The following is a 14,486-nucleotide window of genomic DNA, read 5'->3' as shown; positions in this document are numbered from 1 at the left end:
TCCGTTACTGCGAGAGGCGCTGCACCAGGAACTGGCTGGTGGCGTTGAGCTGGGCGATGAAGGTGTCCATCGCGGTGTACTGCGCGCGCAGGCGCGCTTCGAGCGAACCCATGCGGCGGTCGAGCGCCTCGCGGTCCTTGCCGAGACGTTCGAGCCGTTCGTTGAGGTTCTCCGTGCGGTCCTCGAACAGACCGTCGGTGCCGATGTAGGTCTTGAGCTGGCCGAGGATCGCCGCGCCCAATCCGTCCGCATCGGCGAGCAGGCGCGAGACCGCGGAAGGGTCGGCCTGCACGGCGGCATCGAACGCGCTGCCGTCCACGGTGAGCGTGCCGTCGGTCGCGGTCTTGAGCCCCAGCGCGCTGGCCGCGGCGTAGTGGGTGCCCACCGCCGTGCGCAGCGCCTGCATGATGCCGCGCGCCGCGCTGTCGCCACGCAGCGCGCCGGCGCTGCTGCTCTCGGTGCCGGGCGCGGTCTGCGTGCGCAACTGGGTGATGGCGGCGTTGTAGGCCTTGACGAACTCGTCCACCACGCCGCGCAGACTGGCCGGGTCGCTGGCGACGTCCAGCCGGAACGTCTCGCCCGGCTTGGCTTGCGAAAGTTGCAGCGTCACGCCGTCGATGAGGTCGGCGACGGTGTTGCCTGCGACGGTGCGCGTGATGCCGTCGACGCGGACGATGCCGTCCTGCGCGGGCGTCTTCTCGGTCATCGTGCCGGTGGCGGTGTCGAACATCGCCAGCCCGCCGTCGCCGCCGCTCGCACTGACGGCGATCGCGCTGTCGGCGCCGACGCGGTTGGAGCTCAGCACCAGCACCTCGCCGCTGTCGCCGCGCACCAGCGTGGCGCTCACGCCGAGATCGCCGGCCTGGTCGTTGATCGCGTCGCGGATGTCCGCCAGCGTGCCGGCGCCGCTGTCGATCGTCACCGCCACCGGATCGGCATCGCCGAGCGTGATGGTGAGGGTGCCGTAGCCGACCTGCGGCCGGCTGCCGTCGCCGTTGAGTGCGACCGCCGCCGACTGCCACTTCTGCGTGCTGGCGAGGCGTTCGACCTCGATCTGGTAGCTGCCGAGCGCCGCGCTGCCGCTGGCGGTGGCGCCGAACCCGGCGCCCTCGGCGACGCTGGCCTTGCGGCCCAGCGCCATGCCGGTGCCGTCCAGCCTCTTCAGCGCCGACTCGAGGCCGCCGAGCGCCGAGCGCAGCGAACCGATCGCCGAGATCTGCGCGCGGGTTTCGTTCTCGATGCGCTTCAGGCGCTGGTCGGCCGGCATCCGCTCGGCGGCGACGAGCTGCTGCACCAGGCCGTTGATGTCGATGCCGGAACCGGCACCGGACAGGGTGAGAGCCATGTGTCCTCCGGAGAGTCGCCGATCCTGCCTGCGGCGGACGGGTTGCCCGGGTTATCGGCCGGCAGCGGTGCCGACTTGAGCCGGCGGGGCCGGTGCGGCTGACGTCAGGCCTCGTCGTCGAGCAGCCCGCGGCCGGTGGCCGCGAGCGAACGCGCGATGCGGAGCGCGGTTTCGCTGGGGATCTGCAGGATCGGCTGGCCGTGGGCATCGAGCACGGTGACGACCACGCGGTCGGTGTCGCGATCGATGCGGAATCGCAGACTGGTGCGGCTGTCCTGCAGGAAGCGGTCCAGCTCGGCCTGCAGTTGCGCGGGGGCGTGCGACGGGGGCTCCGCCCGGGCGGCGGGCGCGGCCGGCGTCTGTCGGGGCGCGGCCGGCGAAGCCGCGGGCGACGGTGCGGATGGAGCGTGGACGGAAGGGACGAGAGGCGGCAGGACGGTCATGGCGCGGGGCCCTCATGGGCCAGGGAGGGCCGCGCGAGCGGCCCTCCCGGGGTTGCGCCAGCTTGTCGCCGAGACGGTCGGGCGCTGCTTAGCGCAGCAGGCCGAGCACGCTCTGCGGCACCTGGTTGGCCTGCGCCAGCATCGCGGTACCGGCCTGGGCCAGGATCTGCGTGCGGGTCAGCTCGGCGGTCTCCTTCGCGAAGTCGGCGTCCATGATGCGGCTGCGGGCGGCGGTGACGTTCTCGGCCGAGATCTGCAGGTTGCTGATGATCGACTGGAAGCGGTTCTGCGCCGCACCGTAGTTCGCGCGCTCGCTGTTGATCTTGTCGAGGGCGATATCGATGTCCTCGATCGCGTTCTGCGCGGCGGTGGCACTGGCGGCGATGTCGGAGTTCGAGGTCACCGTCGCGATCACGACGTCGGTGGCGCTGGAGGCGGTCAGGCTTCCGCTGGCCGCCGCCGTGCCGCCGGAGAGCTGGTTGCGCGTGACGCTGACGGTATCGTTGCTGGTGGTGCCGGCGCCGACCTGGAACGAGAAAGCGCTCGACCCGGTGAACAGCGCGGTGCCGTTGAACGTGGTGCCGTCCACCAGACGGGTGATTTCGCTCTGCAACTGGGCGAACTCGGCGTCCAGGCTGGTGCGGTCGCTCGAGCTGTTGGTGGCGTTGGCCGACTGCACCGCCAGCTCGCGCATGCGCTGCAGGGCGTCGCCGATCTTGCCCAGCGCGCCTTCGGCGGTCTGCGCCAGCGAGATGGCGTCGTTGGCGTTGCGGATCGCGACGTTCATGCCGCGGACCTGGGCGTTCATGCGCTCGGCGATGGCCAGACCGGCGGCGTCGTCCTTGGCGCTGTTCACGCGCAGGCCCGAGGACAGGCGCTGGATCGAGGTGGCCAGGTTGACGTTGTTGGACGCCAGGTTGCGCTGGGCGTTCAGCGACATCACGTTGGTGTTGATGACTTGCATTGTCGGGTACTCCCCTTGCGAGTTCGGTCAGGTAGCCGTAGGTGGCCTGGTTCCGCAGCGCCGGCACCAGGCCGTGCCGCTGCTGACCCCGTTATCGGAACGGCTGGCCCGACCTTTAGGGTTGTGATAGGAGGCGGGCGGCCGCCGGCCGCCCGCAGGCTCCATCGCGAGGGAGTGCCCGCCCCGTTCAGGCGGTGTCGAAGGCGCACACGAGGAACTGGCTGTCCTCCCGCACGGCATGCAGACGCATCCGGTGTTCGGGAAGCAGGCCGGCGATGTCTCCGTGCTCGATCGCGTACACGTCCTGGCCGTACGCGGCGCGCATCCGCGGCCAGCCGGCGGCCGACATCAGCGCCTGCAGTTGCGTCATGCGGAAATGCCGCACGTGATGCTCGAAGCGCGCGCCGAACGTAGCGAACGGCAATGCGCGTTCGTTCGGCACCGACACCACGATCGGTCCGCTGGCGGCGCCGCGCAGCTGCTCCAGCAGGCCGAGCGGATCGTCGACGTGTTCGATCGATTCGAAGCACACGGCGAAGTCGAACATGCCGGCGCGAAGCGCGAACGGATACACCGCATGCACGAATACCACGCGATGGTCGCCGAAGCAGCGCTCCGCATGCTCGACCGCGCCTGCGGAACCGTCGATCCCGACCATGCGCGCGCCGCACAGATCGGCCAGCATGCGGCTGCCGTACCCGTTGCCGGCGAAGGCGTCGATGCCGGTGCGCACCCGCAGCTCGCCGAGATGCGCGCGCAGCCAGCGCGCGGCGAAGGCGTAGCGCTCGCGGTGATCGGCGCGGATCGCCTCCACCTCGGCCGCGGTCTGGCGCTCGCCGCTGTCGAACTCGAAGTTCTTCGCCACCGTGCCCGGATCGGTCCGCACCGGAACCAGCAGTTCGCCGAACTCCTGCCGGCAGAATGCATGGCCGGGCTCGGCGGCGAGCCCGCGCCAGAGATGCTCGAGGGCGGCGCGGCCGTCGCCGGAGTACGCGGCGAGGGTGGCATGCACCACATGCAGCCGCGTGTCCAGCGGATCGTCGTCCAACGCCGCGCGCACGATCGCGGCGGCGCGCTCGGTGTCGCCCTGGCTCATCGCCGCGAGCGCGCATTCGACCGGGTCCGGCCCCGGCGTTCGGGTGTGCAGGTTCATGCGCAGATCCTCTCGATGAAGCCGTAGCCCCAGTCGGCGTTCATCGCCCGGCGCAGGGTGTGGTCGGGCAGGGGCGCGGGCGAGGCCTGCGCGTCGTCCTGCAGCAGGCCGCGCCAGAACGCCGCGGTCGCCCACGCCGAGGACAGCGGCACCGGCGTGCCGGTGCGCCCGTCGGCGGCGGGCGCGCAGGCATCGAAGTCGTACAGCCACGGCATCAGGTTGATCGACTCGCGGCCGAAGTGGCGCGCTTCGATCAGTCCGCTGGAGTTCAGCGCGACCACCGTCGTCAGCTCCGGCTGCGCCAGCAGATGGTAGAAGTTGGCGTCGGTGCGGCGGATGGCGGGAAGACGCGCGATCGCGCGTTCGCAGGGATCGTCCGGCGCGGCATAAGGGTGGGGGCGGAACAGCACGCGCGGATGCCGGCAGCACAGCTCGTGCAGGAAGGCGCAGTGGCGCTCGAGCGATGCGAAGCCGCCGTCGGCCTGGATCATCGCGCGGTCGCTGGCGACCTGGCCCAGCACCAGCGCGGTGCCTGGCGGCAACGGCATGGGGGCCGCCATCCACGCGGCCTTCGCGCGGATATGTCCGGCGCGTTCCGCGATCGCCGCCTCGTCGAGCCGCCGCGCCCGCAGCCACGCGTCCCACGCGGGCACATTGGTGCGCAGCGCGAAGATCAGATCCGGCATGAACCGCACGGGGTGCAGGATGAGGTCCACGACCGGCCGACCCAGCCGTTCGAGCGCGGCGATCAGCGGCGGCGGCAGCTCGTAGCCGATCACCAGCGCATCCTCGACCTGCGGCGCCAGCATCTCGACCAGCGCCTGCGGGGTGCGGCCGTCGGCGCACAGCGCCGCCCACGAGGCGAGATCGAGATCCAGCCCGAGCGCGTCGTACAGCGACGGCGTATCGAAGAAGGCGGTCGTCTCCGGCGCGCCGCGCTCGTCCCACGCCAGCATCCGCGCGGTCAGCCCGCTCGCGCGCAGCGGAGCTTCCAACATGCCGTGCAGCCAGCGGACGTTCTTCCACGTCGCGCTCTCGACGCGGGCGCCGACGAAGAACGGCCGCAGCAGATCGCCGGTCACCACCACGCGCGAGAAGGACGGAGCGCCCACGCTCAACCCTCGCCGAGATCCAGCGGCCGCACGACCAGATCGAGTGCAAGCCGGGCGCTGCCGCTGACGGTGCCGCCGGGAAGCAGGATCAGCGAGGTCGGCGCGCTTCGGCGCAGGACGCCGTCGCCGAGATGTTCCAGGCCGTCCAGCACGAGGTGGCCGCTGACGTCGACGGCCTCCGCGGACCGCTCGCCGTCGCCGAGGCCAGCCACCTCGACCACGCGCGCGTCGACGATCTGCAGCATCCGCTGCTCGTCGGCGGGCATCAGGCCGACGTCGAAGCGGCCGTCGCCCAGCGGCACGACCAGCCGGTAGCAGCCGTCGTAGGTATAGCGCGCGGCGATGCGCCGCCGCGTGGCGCGCTCGCCGTGCAGCATCAACACGGTGAACGGCTGCTCCCGCAGGCTCCAGTCCCCCCGCACGAAGCCGAGGCCGAAGCGGTAGGTGGAGAACATCGCCAGACCCAGTTCGAGCCCGGCGGCGCGCAGTTCGTGCGGCGTGTTGATCCGCTCGTCGCCGCCGTGCTGCATGGTGTAGAAGATGCCGTGGCGGCGCAGGTCGGCAAGACTGCGGCCGGCATCCTGCAGGCGCAGAGTGCGGTCGGTGCCGAGGTTCAGCTCGAGCGCGAACGTCCCGTAATGCGTCAGCTCGTCCGGGCTCGGGAAATACGCCATGCGACCGAACTCGGCGAGCGCGGCGTCGCGGAGCATGTCGGTGTGCGGCGGGTTGTCCAGTGCGTCGAAGTGGGTGCGCGCGGCTTCCACGAATGCGAGCGCGTGGCGCTGGATCGCCTCCACGCGCGCGTTCTGGGCCGCGTCGATGCGGCTTTCCGCGAACAGCGGCTCGCCGCTTTCGGTGTAGTCCTCGACCGAGCCGCCCGGTGCGGTGCAGAGGTTCTCCAGCAGGGACACGAACGGCAGCAGGGCGTCGATCGCGCCGGCGTCGTAGCGCGTGGCGTCGATCATGCCCAGCCGCCGGCCGTCGCCGCCGGCCTCCGGCGTGCACATGAAGTACCAGCCGTGCAGGTCGACGTTCCACTCCTCGCGCATGACCGGCCCCAGCACGCGTTGGGCGGTGCCCACGTAGCCCAGGTCGACGAACGCCAGCGTGTCGCCCTCGGCCAACCCGAGCTGGCGTTCCAGGTAGCGGCGCAGGCGGGCGCGGTAGGCCGCGGAACGCTCGACGATGCGGCGCACGATCTCCGGGCGATGCAACTGGCGCGCGAATTCCTGCACCGGTTGCGGCGCGGATCGCACCTTGTCGAGGATGCGCTCGCCCAGCTCGCCGTCGAGCTGCAGTTGGCGCAGCATCGCCGGAAACCGCCGCGAGCCGAGGAACAGCGCCAGGTAGCGGTCGATGTCCTCGACGCTGCGGAACGAGGCGGCGAAGGCCGCGAATCGCGACAGGTACACCGGCTTGCCGACGGCGTGGCCGGCCAGCGTTTCGCATGCGCGCCAGGGCAGGAAGCCGTCGCGCAGCAGGAAGGCCAGCTTCACCGGCCGGCCTTCCGCCTCGACGCGCCGCTTGTGCGCGAGCAGCCAGTCGGCGAACGCGTGCAGCATCGGGCCGAGACTGGTATGTCCGAGCGTGCGCGCGATATCGGCGTCGCCTACCGTCGCGGCCTGGACGCCGTGATAGGGCGCGAACAGCGGACGGCGGTTGCGCACGTCGGGCGCGAGCAGTTGCATCGCGGCGGTCTGGTAGTTGCGTTGGCGCACCACCGCGTCCGGCACGTGCTGCAGATGCAGCGCCGGGATGCCGGCCTCGCGCGGCGCGCGCAGGTCGGCGACCGGGTTGTCGCCCACGTGCAGCATCTGCCGCACCGGGAGGTCGTAGCGCTGGCGCAGGCGCGGGAACAGGCCACCGGCCTTGGACATGCCGTGGGCCGACGACACCACGATGCGGCGGATCGCGGCGAACGCGTCCGCCGGCAGCCGCGCGGCGAGCAGGCGCCGCAATTGGTCCTCGCCGAGGTAGGTGTCGCTGACGATCATCACCGGGATGCCGCGTGCCTGCGCATCGCGCAGCAGCCGCACGGCCTGCGGATGCGCGTAGCAGGCGCGAATCTCCGCCTCCAGCTCGGCCTCCTGCATCGCCGCGCACGCCTCGTCCGCCAGCGAGGGCAGGGCGGCGCGGTAGATCTCCGCCAGCGTGACCTCCGACTGTCCCCGCCGGACCTGCGCGATTTCGCGCGCCAGTTGCTCGGCGCGACGGCGGTTGCGGCCGTCGAGCCCGGAATCGGCGAAGCGGGGATGCGACTGCAGGTCGTAGAACACGTCGATCGGATGCGCGACGTGCCGCCACAGGATGGTGTCGAAGCAGTCCAGCGAGAGCAGCTTCAGCCGCGGGAAGCGTTCCAGCAGTCCGCCCAGCTCGGCGGGGCGGAGGGTCTCGTCCGAAGCGGCGGGCGTCTCGATCGGAGTGGCGAGCATGGCGGTCCGGCAGGCCAGGGGTGCCTGCCAGAGGCAAGACCCGTGCCGCCGGCTTTCCGTCGGCGGCCGCGCTCCGGAATTCCGTCGGCCGCCCAGGCGACCGTCGCAGCATCCTGGGCGTCGTGGGCTGGTGCGTGCCTCGACGCGGAGCCGGCTCCCGAGGACATCGGGCGCGGCCAAGACGGCAAGGGCGCGCAGCCGGTCTTGCAACTTCGGCGCCATTCCAGTGCGATATGCCGCGTCACGCCGGCCGCGACCGCCGGCCCGCTCACGTCACCATCCGCCGAAGGGATTCGCGATGCCGCTCCTGCGCCGTTCCTCTGTCCTCGTCCTGTCTGCGCTTCTGGTCCTCGGCTGCGCCGCTGCCCGGCCGACGGACGCCGCGCCCGTCCCGGACGATCCCCTCGAAGCCCTGCCCGAGATGCCCGCGGTCGCAAGACCGGCGCCGTTCGAGCTGGAGCGGGCGATGGGGGCGGACTGTACCGGTCCGGGCGAGCGGACCAGCATCGGATCGCGGGTGCTGCTACGCGAGCAGTGCAAGGGGCCCATGCCCCGGCACATGGCGCGGGCGTGGCGGGCGATCGCGCCGCTGCTGCCGTGGGCGCCGCCGGTGCCCGGCGATGGTCGGTTCGCAAGGGTGATCTACCGCGTCGTTCCCGGCTTCGGGGCGCGTGCGGACGTGGTCGTCGACCTTGGCGCGACGCAGGAGTATCTGGTTCTGCGCTCGTTCGAGGGCCGGCGGCCCGGGGACACCGTCTACGCGGTGTGGACCCACTTCTGCGAGTACTCGCAGACGGATTGCCCCGAAGCGGCCTACGGGCGCCGTGTGTTCCGGCTCGATGCCGGCGGGCAGGCGCGCGACGTCACCGCCGAGGTCATGCCGCCGGCGCCCAAGCCCGATGCGCTCGATCTGCGGATGCTCGAGGAGCACACCGGCAGCGGGCCTGGTGAGGAGATCTCGAAACTGGGCGATGTGCCCACCACACGCTGGGTTGCCGAGTACGATCCGGAAAACCCGCCGCCCCGGCGCTATCGACGCTTCTCGCCAGACGACGGCCTCGGCCATTTCGGCTTCGTGACGTGGAACGGTGAGCGGTTCGAGCTGCGCGAGCGAGTGCCGCGCGCGCTCTGGCCATGTGCACTCAGCTACCTCGGACGGTGCTACGCATCGGACGACGTACCGCCAAAATCGCCCTGGATCGAAAACGACACCGAAAGCAGAAGGGACGACTGAGGCATGAGCCGCGAAAGGGAATTCGACATCCGGGCCAACGCGGACGAGGTGGCCAGGCTGGCGCGGCAGGGGCAGGCGATCGAGGCGCTGCGGCTGCTGGAGCAGCGCCGGGCGGCGCAGCCGCCGGCGATCCAGGAGGCGCTGGACCGGTACGTGGTGGCGTTCGCAGGCGAGCGCATCGCGGCCGAGGGGCAGGCGGCCCGGCGCGTGGGCCTTGGCCCCGCGCTCGACCGCCTCGACGCCGCGCGCGGGGCGCCGCGTCTGCCGGACCATGCCGCCGAAGTGGCGCACCTGGGCAAGGCGCAGCAGTACGACATCTACGCCAGCATCGTCCGCGTGCGCGGCAACGAGGCTTCGGCGCGCGCGCTCGATCGTGCGGAGGAGCGGGTGATCCTCGGCTTGCGGCAGGAAACCGACACCCGCGCTTCCGCCACCAGAAGGGAACCGGACCGGCGGCAGGCGGACGATCCGCGCACGCCGTTCGACGAATCCTCGCGCGGTACGGGCGTGTACGACGACCGCATCGTGGTGCTGTGGACCGACGTGCAGGGGCGGCGGGATGTGTTCACCGCCGAGTGGGCCAATACCGAGCCGACGGCGCAGTACGACCAGCGGGCGGGCCGCGGGCGGCGTGCAGCGGCGCCGGGCTTCGAGAGCGTCGAGCCGCGTCGCATCCAGGGCGAGGATGCGAACCACGATGGCGTGCTGGACCTCGGTCGCCTGCGCGAGGGCGTCTACGAGATGCAAGCGGCGACCCATCCGGTGCGCGGGAATCCGCACGATCGCGCGTTGCGACCGACCGCGGCAGCCGTGGAAAACGGCGCCGGGCAGGTCGAGCGCGACACCAACGGCGATGGCCGCTTTACCGCCGGCGACGTGGACGGGATTCGGGACCTCAACAACACTTTGAAGATCCACCGTGGATCACGCGACAGCACCGATTCCGCGGGCTGTCAGACGATCCACACGCGTGATTACAAAGACTTTATGGACGCCGTCCGGGGCAACCCCCGCCAGACGACGTGGCAGTACGTCCTCACCTCCACACGCGGCGGCGGAGAACTGCAGCAGCGGCCGGTGCGCGTGCCGCCGCCGTTCGAGGGCGAGCGGCAGGCGCATCCGCTGCTGGAGCAGGCGCGCGAACGGGTACGTGCGCTGGACGAATCGCTCGGTCGCGCCTACGACGCGGTCAGCGAGCGACTCGCCGGCGCGCTGGCGGTCGCGGCGCGCGAGCAGGGCCTGAGCCGGATCGACCAGGTCGTGCTCAGTCGCCCGACCGCGACGGCGGGCGCGGGGGAGTATGCGTTCGCGGTGCAGGGGAATCCAGCGAATCCGGCGGCGCTGCGCGCGGGGGTTCGCACCGAGGTGGCGGTCGCCACGCCGGTGGAGCAGTCCGTGCAGCGACTCCAAGCTTTCGAGCGCGAACCTGTGCGTTTGCCCGAGCATGCGCTGGCGCACACGCATGCAACGCAGGAGGCGCCGCGCCTGGCGCGGATGTGACCTCCGACGCCGGCCGGCGCCCGATCCACAGGGGTTGCCCGGCGGCCGACGCACTGCGGGGCGCCGACGCAACCCCACCCAACCCTCCCCTGTGAACAGGGGAGGGCTCACTCCTCCCCCTGCGGATGCAGGGGGAGGCTGGGAGGGGGTTGCGCCGAATCCGAGGTTCAGCGGCTTCCGACCCCATCGCCACCCAACCCTCCCCTTGAAGGGGAGGGCTTCGACTCCTCCCCTTGCTCGCGCAGTCTCAGCGCAGCATCGAGAACAGCGACAGCGACTGGATACGCATGTAGCTCAGGCGCGCCGCTTCCAGTGCCGCCGATTCGCGGGCCAGGCGGCTGGTGGCTTCGGCATAGTCGAGATCGCGCAGCTCCGAGAGCGTGGCCTTGAGCGAGACGATCTGCGCGTTGCGTTCTTCCTCGCTGGCCTCCAGCGTGGCCAGCCGCGCGCCGACCGAGGAACGCAGGTCGACGACGTGGTCGGACGCGGTGTCCAGATCCTGGATGGCGGCGTAGAAGGCGTTCTGCTGCGCGGCCTGGGTGGACGCCGGGGTATCGGCCATCTGCACCGCGGCGATCAGGGCATCGACGGTTTCGAACAGGCTGCGCGCGGGAGCCGGCCCCACGTCGATGCGGTCGCCGTCCGCGGGCGCGCCTTCCAGCGTGACCTGGTACCCGCGCACGACGATCGCCTGCCCCGAGGCATAGGCGCCGGAGGCGACGAGGGTATTGGCCGCATCGAGCACCTGATAGTTGCCGCCCGCGAATTCGATGCGGTACTGGCCGCCGTCCCACTGCGAGGCATCGACGAAGCCGGTGGAACGCAGCACGGCGGTGCCCGTGTTGGCGGCGGCGGCACGCGCGGCCACCTGGCCATCGCCGGTGCGCACGCGCATGAAGATCTCGCTGCCCGGATCGCTGTCGACCACGGTCACTTCGGGCGCGACCTCCACCTGGCGGCGGGTCTGATCGCCGACGTAGCTCACCGCGCCGCCGGTTTCCACGAACGGCGCGCTGCCGTCGGCGGTGCCGGCGAACAGGAATCGGCCCTGGCCGTCGCTGGCGTTGCCCAGCGCCACCAGCGCGCGGCGGTGTTCGCGCAGTTCGGCCAGCAGCGCGCGGCGCGAGTCGGCGGTGTGCGTGGCGTTGTTGGCCTGGATCGCGATCTCGCGCATCCGCACCAGCCGGTCGCCGAGCGAGACCAGCGCGGTTTCCTCGAGCTGCAGGCGGGTTTCGGCCAAGTCGGCGTTGGTGCCGTAGCGCTCGTGCTCGGCGCGCGCGCGCTCGAGCGCGGTGGCCACGCCGGCCGCGATCGGGTCGTCGCGGCCGACCAGCACGCGGCGCATGGTCGCCAGTTGCTGCTGGGTCTTCGAGAGTTCGACCTGGCGCGCCTGCATCTGCGAGACCGCCAGCAGATGCATGCCCAGGGTGGAGATCCGTCCGCTCATCGCCGCACCGCCGACAACAGGCTCTGGAACACGGTGTCGGCCGCCGCGATGACCTGCGCCGCGGCCTGGTAGGCCTGCTGGAAGCGCAGGAGGTTGGCGGCCTCTTCGTCGAGGTTGACGCCCGACAGCGCCTCGCGATCGGCGCGCACCTGCTGGTCGATGATGCCCTGCGCGTCGCGCGCGTCGCCGGCCTGGCGCGCGGCCGAGGCGGTGGCGACGGTGAGCTGCTGCAGCGCGCCGTTCATCGACAGTTGGCCGCCTTCGAGGCGGCCGAGATCGTCGAGCGCGGCCAGCGCGCGCATGTTGCCGTTGTCGCTCGAACCCGGTCCGCGCGGGGCGAGGTCGAAGCGGTCGCCGGCGCGCGGCGTGCCTTCGAGTTTCAGCGTCCAGCCGCCGCCGACGATGCCGGTGGCCGGGTCGTAGGTCGCCGGCGGGCCGCCGTCGACGCTGTAGGTGGTGTCGTCGAGGAAGACGACGGTGTGGTTGGCGACCACGCCCGGCGCGGTAGCGTCGGCGATCGCGAGCGCGCCCGGGGTGGCGTCGGAATCGTTGCCGAGGTCCGCCGACGCCTTCAGCGGCGAGGCGGCCGCGATGCGGCCGGGATCGGTGATCGCCACCTGCAACTGGCCGGCGGCACCGCTGGCCGGGCGCAGCAGGAAGCGGTCGCCGGCGGCGGCGCTGCCGCTCACCACCAGTGCCATGCCGCCCACGCGCAGCGGGTCGGCGGCGGTGCCGGTGCCGGTCAGCGTCACCGGCTGGCCGTTGTCGCGCCGCACCGCGCTCCAGCTCGCGCCGTCGAACGTGAGCACCGCATCGATGCCGTCGAACGCGGCCGGGTCGGCCAGCGCGCCGCTCAGGCTGGCGCCGCCGGTGTTGAGCGCGTGCGGACTGACGTTGGCGGTGATGGGACGGAAGAAGTCGCCGCCCATCTGCCCGTACAGGTCCATGCCCTGACGGTGCTGCGCGTTGACGGTGTAGGCGACGGTGGCGGCGATGCGGCCGAGCTGCGAAGCCGCCGGATCGAGCACCTGGCTGCGGAACTCCAGCAGGCCGCCGAGCTCGCCGCCGAGCGTGCCGGGCCCGAGCGGCACCGGGCCGCTCGGCGATTGCAGCGCCAGCTCGCGCCGCTCGGGGCGGAACGGGTCGGCTACCGTGGTCAGCGCCTGGGCCTTGGTGCCCACCACCAGCGATTGCCCGCCACCGGTGAACACGTTGATCGCGCCGTCCTCCTGCATCGCGGTGACGACGCCGGCCTTGGCGGAGAGCTCCTGGATCAGGCGCTCGCGCTGGTCGAGCAGATCGTTGGGCTGCTGGCCGCCGGCCAGGCCGCGCTGGCGCACGATCTCCTCGTTCAGGCGCGCGATCTCGCCGCTGAGGCGGTTGACCTCGCGCACGTTGCCTTCGATCTTGGCGTTGACCTCGACGTCGATCGACTTGAACTGCGCGTCGAGCGAACGCACGCGGGTGGCCATGGCGTTGGCGCGATCCAGCAGCGCCTGCCGCGAGGCGCCCGACGCCGGCTGCGAGGCGACGCCCTGCATGGCGTCGAAGAACGCCGACCACGGCGCGGCCAGGCCGGTCGCGTCGTCGGAGATCGCGGTGTCCAAGCGTTCGGCGAGGCCGGCGAGGGTGCCCAGCCGGCCCAGCTCCGCGGCGCTGTCGAGCGCGCGCGAGAAGTGGAAACCGTCGGCCAGACGGGTGACCGCGCTGGTCTCCACGCCCGCGCCGACGAAGCCGTAGCCGTAGGGGTTGCCCGGCCGCGCGGCCAGTTCCACGCGCTGGCGGCTGTAGCCGTCGGTGTTGGCGTTGGCGACGTTGTGGCTGATGGTCGCCAGCGCGCGCTGGAACGCTAGCAGGGCGGAGCTTCCGGTGCCGAGGATGCTCATTCAGGCCCTCCCTCAGAGTCCCGCCAGCGCGCGCTTGAGGGTGGGGCCCTCGGCGATCGCGATCAGCTTGTCGGCGTAGTGGGGATCGGTCGCGTAGCCGGCCTTCTGCAGCGCCTGCGCGAACCGGCGGCCGTCGCCGCCCGCGCGCAGCGCCTCGGCGTAGCGCGGGTTGCCGGACAGCAGGCGCACGTAGTCGGCGAAGCTCTCGGCCATGCTGCCGTAGACGCGGAACTGCGCGCTCTCGCGGCGCGGCTCGCCGCCGACGTACTCGGTGGTGAGATTGCGCGCGCGCTCGCCGCTCCAGCCGGTGGCCTTGATGCCGAACAGGTTGTTGGCGCTGGCGCCGTCGCCTGTGCGGATCTGGCGCCGGCCCCAGCCGGTTTCGAGCGCGGCCTGCGCGACCAGCGTCTTCGGATCGACGCCGAGCTGCTGCGCGGCCTGCTTCGCCAGCGGCCAGATCTCGGCCACGAAGCGTTCGGCGCGGCTGGCGCCCTCGCGCGCGGGACGCGCCGCCTCGGCGACCTGGCGCGGCGTGGCCTGCCAGTCGTCCGCGCGCGGCCACGACGGGCTGGCGCCGGGCACGGTCGGCGCGCGCGGCGCGATCGGCAGCGCGGGCGGCGTCACGCCGGTGTACAGCGGCATCGGCGCCGCGGCCGCGCGGCCGAGCGGGAGGGGGGCGGACGGCGGCGCCGACGACGCGCTCTGCGCGCCGAGCTGGCGGCGGATCGTCTCCGCAAGGCCGAGGCCGCGACCGCGCGTGATCATCTCGGCGAGCTGGCCGTCGTACAGATCGCGGTACTGCGCGGCCGCGCCGGGGAAGCTGGCGTCCTCGCCGAGGCCGGTCTGGCGCATGGCGCGGATCATCATGCGGGCGAACTCGCCTTCCAGCGCGCGCGCGGCCTTGTCGATCGACTTCGCGTCCTGCGGAGCGGACGAAGCGAGGGGCAGGGCGGTCGGGCGCAGTTGCATG

General features: G+C 72.1%; 11 protein-coding genes. 2 read left to right on the top strand and 9 right to left on the bottom strand.

Features of this window, described 5'->3' with window-relative positions; all coding sequences use genetic code 11:
• Positions 1 to 4: 4 nt before the first annotated feature.
• The 6 genes from fliD to FQY64_RS08630 form a co-directional block, all read right to left on the bottom strand.
• A complete protein-coding gene (fliD, locus tag FQY64_RS08655) occupies positions 5 to 1,345 on the bottom strand; it encodes a flagellar filament capping protein FliD (protein ID WP_146473867.1) in 1,341 nt (446 codons plus the stop codon).
• A 104-nt stretch (positions 1,346 to 1,449) separates the two neighbouring features.
• On the bottom strand, positions 1,450 to 1,788 hold the full coding sequence (locus tag FQY64_RS08650) for a flagellar protein FlaG (protein WP_146473866.1): 339 nt from the start codon (positions 1,786 to 1,788) through the stop codon (positions 1,450 to 1,452).
• Positions 1,789 to 1,876: 88 nt separating this feature from the next.
• Complete coding sequence (locus FQY64_RS08645; RefSeq protein ID WP_146473865.1) at positions 1,877 to 2,752, bottom strand: flagellin N-terminal helical domain-containing protein; 876 nt, start codon at positions 2,750 to 2,752, stop codon at positions 1,877 to 1,879.
• Between the two features lie 187 nt (positions 2,753 to 2,939).
• The gene (locus tag FQY64_RS08640; protein WP_146473864.1) at positions 2,940 to 3,905 is read right to left on the bottom strand and encodes a methyltransferase domain-containing protein; all 966 of its coding nucleotides are present in this window, start codon (positions 3,903 to 3,905) and stop codon (positions 2,940 to 2,942) included.
• A complete protein-coding gene (locus FQY64_RS08635) occupies positions 3,902 to 5,017 on the bottom strand; it encodes a hypothetical protein (RefSeq protein WP_146473863.1) in 1,116 nt (371 codons plus the stop codon). Before FQY64_RS08635 ends, FQY64_RS08640 begins: the two co-directional genes overlap by 4 nt.
• A 2-nt stretch (positions 5,018 to 5,019) precedes the next feature.
• Positions 5,020 to 7,449, bottom strand: a complete 2,430-nt coding sequence (locus FQY64_RS08630; RefSeq protein ID WP_146473862.1) for an HAD family hydrolase — start codon at positions 7,447 to 7,449, stop codon at positions 5,020 to 5,022.
• A gap of 298 nt (positions 7,450 to 7,747) precedes the next feature.
• Here FQY64_RS08630 and FQY64_RS08625 point away from each other — a divergent pair, with 298 nt between their 5' ends.
• Together FQY64_RS08625 and FQY64_RS08620 are read left to right on the top strand one after the other, a co-directional pair.
• On the top strand, positions 7,748 to 8,683 hold the full coding sequence (locus FQY64_RS08625; protein WP_146473861.1) for a hypothetical protein: 936 nt from the start codon (positions 7,748 to 7,750) through the stop codon (positions 8,681 to 8,683).
• 3 nt (positions 8,684 to 8,686) lie between these two features.
• Positions 8,687 to 10,183, top strand: coding sequence for an XVIPCD domain-containing protein (locus FQY64_RS08620; RefSeq protein ID WP_186760902.1), 1,497 nt, complete (start codon positions 8,687 to 8,689; stop codon positions 10,181 to 10,183).
• Between the two features lie 247 nt (positions 10,184 to 10,430).
• On the opposite strand, the gene flgL is transcribed toward FQY64_RS08620, so the two are convergent.
• The 3 genes from flgL to flgJ are packed head-to-tail and all read right to left on the bottom strand — an operon-like array spanning position 10,431 to position 14,485.
• Positions 10,431 to 11,630 carry a flagellar hook-associated protein FlgL gene (flgL, locus tag FQY64_RS08615; protein ID WP_146473860.1) on the bottom strand — a complete coding sequence of 400 codons (1,200 nt, stop codon included), beginning with the start codon at positions 11,628 to 11,630 and terminating at the stop codon, positions 10,431 to 10,433.
• A complete protein-coding gene (flgK, locus tag FQY64_RS08610; protein WP_186760901.1) occupies positions 11,627 to 13,516 on the bottom strand; it encodes a flagellar hook-associated protein FlgK in 1,890 nt (629 codons plus the stop codon). The genes flgL and flgK overlap by 4 nt, the downstream gene beginning before the upstream one ends.
• Positions 13,517 to 13,528: 12 nt before the next feature.
• Positions 13,529 to 14,485: a flagellar assembly peptidoglycan hydrolase FlgJ gene (flgJ, locus tag FQY64_RS14755; protein ID WP_186760900.1), complete on the bottom strand. Its 957-nt coding sequence runs from the start codon at positions 14,483 to 14,485 to the stop codon at positions 13,529 to 13,531.
• Position 14,486: the final 1 nt, after the last annotated feature.

It is taken from the genome of Vulcaniibacterium thermophilum, from assembly GCF_007923255.1.
GTDB lineage: Bacteria > Pseudomonadota > Gammaproteobacteria > Xanthomonadales > Xanthomonadaceae > Lysobacter_F > Lysobacter_F thermophilum.
This window is presented reverse-complemented; position numbering and strand designations above follow the sequence as displayed.

Coding starts and splice junctions, on each gene's coding strand:
- FQY64_RS08645 (WP_146473865.1), bottom strand. CDS start 2,752: ATGCAAGTCATCAACACCAACGTGATGTCGCTGAACGCCCAGCGCAAC.
- flgJ (WP_186760900.1), bottom strand. CDS start 14,485: ATGCAACTGCGCCCGACCGCCCTGCCCCTCGCTTCGTCCGCTCCGCAG.
- FQY64_RS08620 (WP_186760902.1), top strand. CDS start 8,687: ATGAGCCGCGAAAGGGAATTCGACATCCGGGCCAACGCGGACGAGGTG.
- FQY64_RS08630 (WP_146473862.1), bottom strand. CDS start 7,449: ATGCTCGCCACTCCGATCGAGACGCCCGCCGCTTCGGACGAGACCCTC.
- flgK (WP_186760901.1), bottom strand. CDS start 13,516: ATGAGCATCCTCGGCACCGGAAGCTCCGCCCTGCTAGCGTTCCAGCGC.
- FQY64_RS08650 (WP_146473866.1), bottom strand. CDS start 1,788: ATGACCGTCCTGCCGCCTCTCGTCCCTTCCGTCCACGCTCCATCCGCA.
- fliD (WP_146473867.1), bottom strand. CDS start 1,345: ATGGCTCTCACCCTGTCCGGTGCCGGTTCCGGCATCGACATCAACGGC.
- flgL (WP_146473860.1), bottom strand. CDS start 11,630: ATGAGCGGACGGATCTCCACCCTGGGCATGCATCTGCTGGCGGTCTCG.
- FQY64_RS08640 (WP_146473864.1), bottom strand. CDS start 3,905: ATGAACCTGCACACCCGAACGCCGGGGCCGGACCCGGTCGAATGCGCG.
- FQY64_RS08625 (WP_146473861.1), top strand. CDS start 7,748: ATGCCGCTCCTGCGCCGTTCCTCTGTCCTCGTCCTGTCTGCGCTTCTG.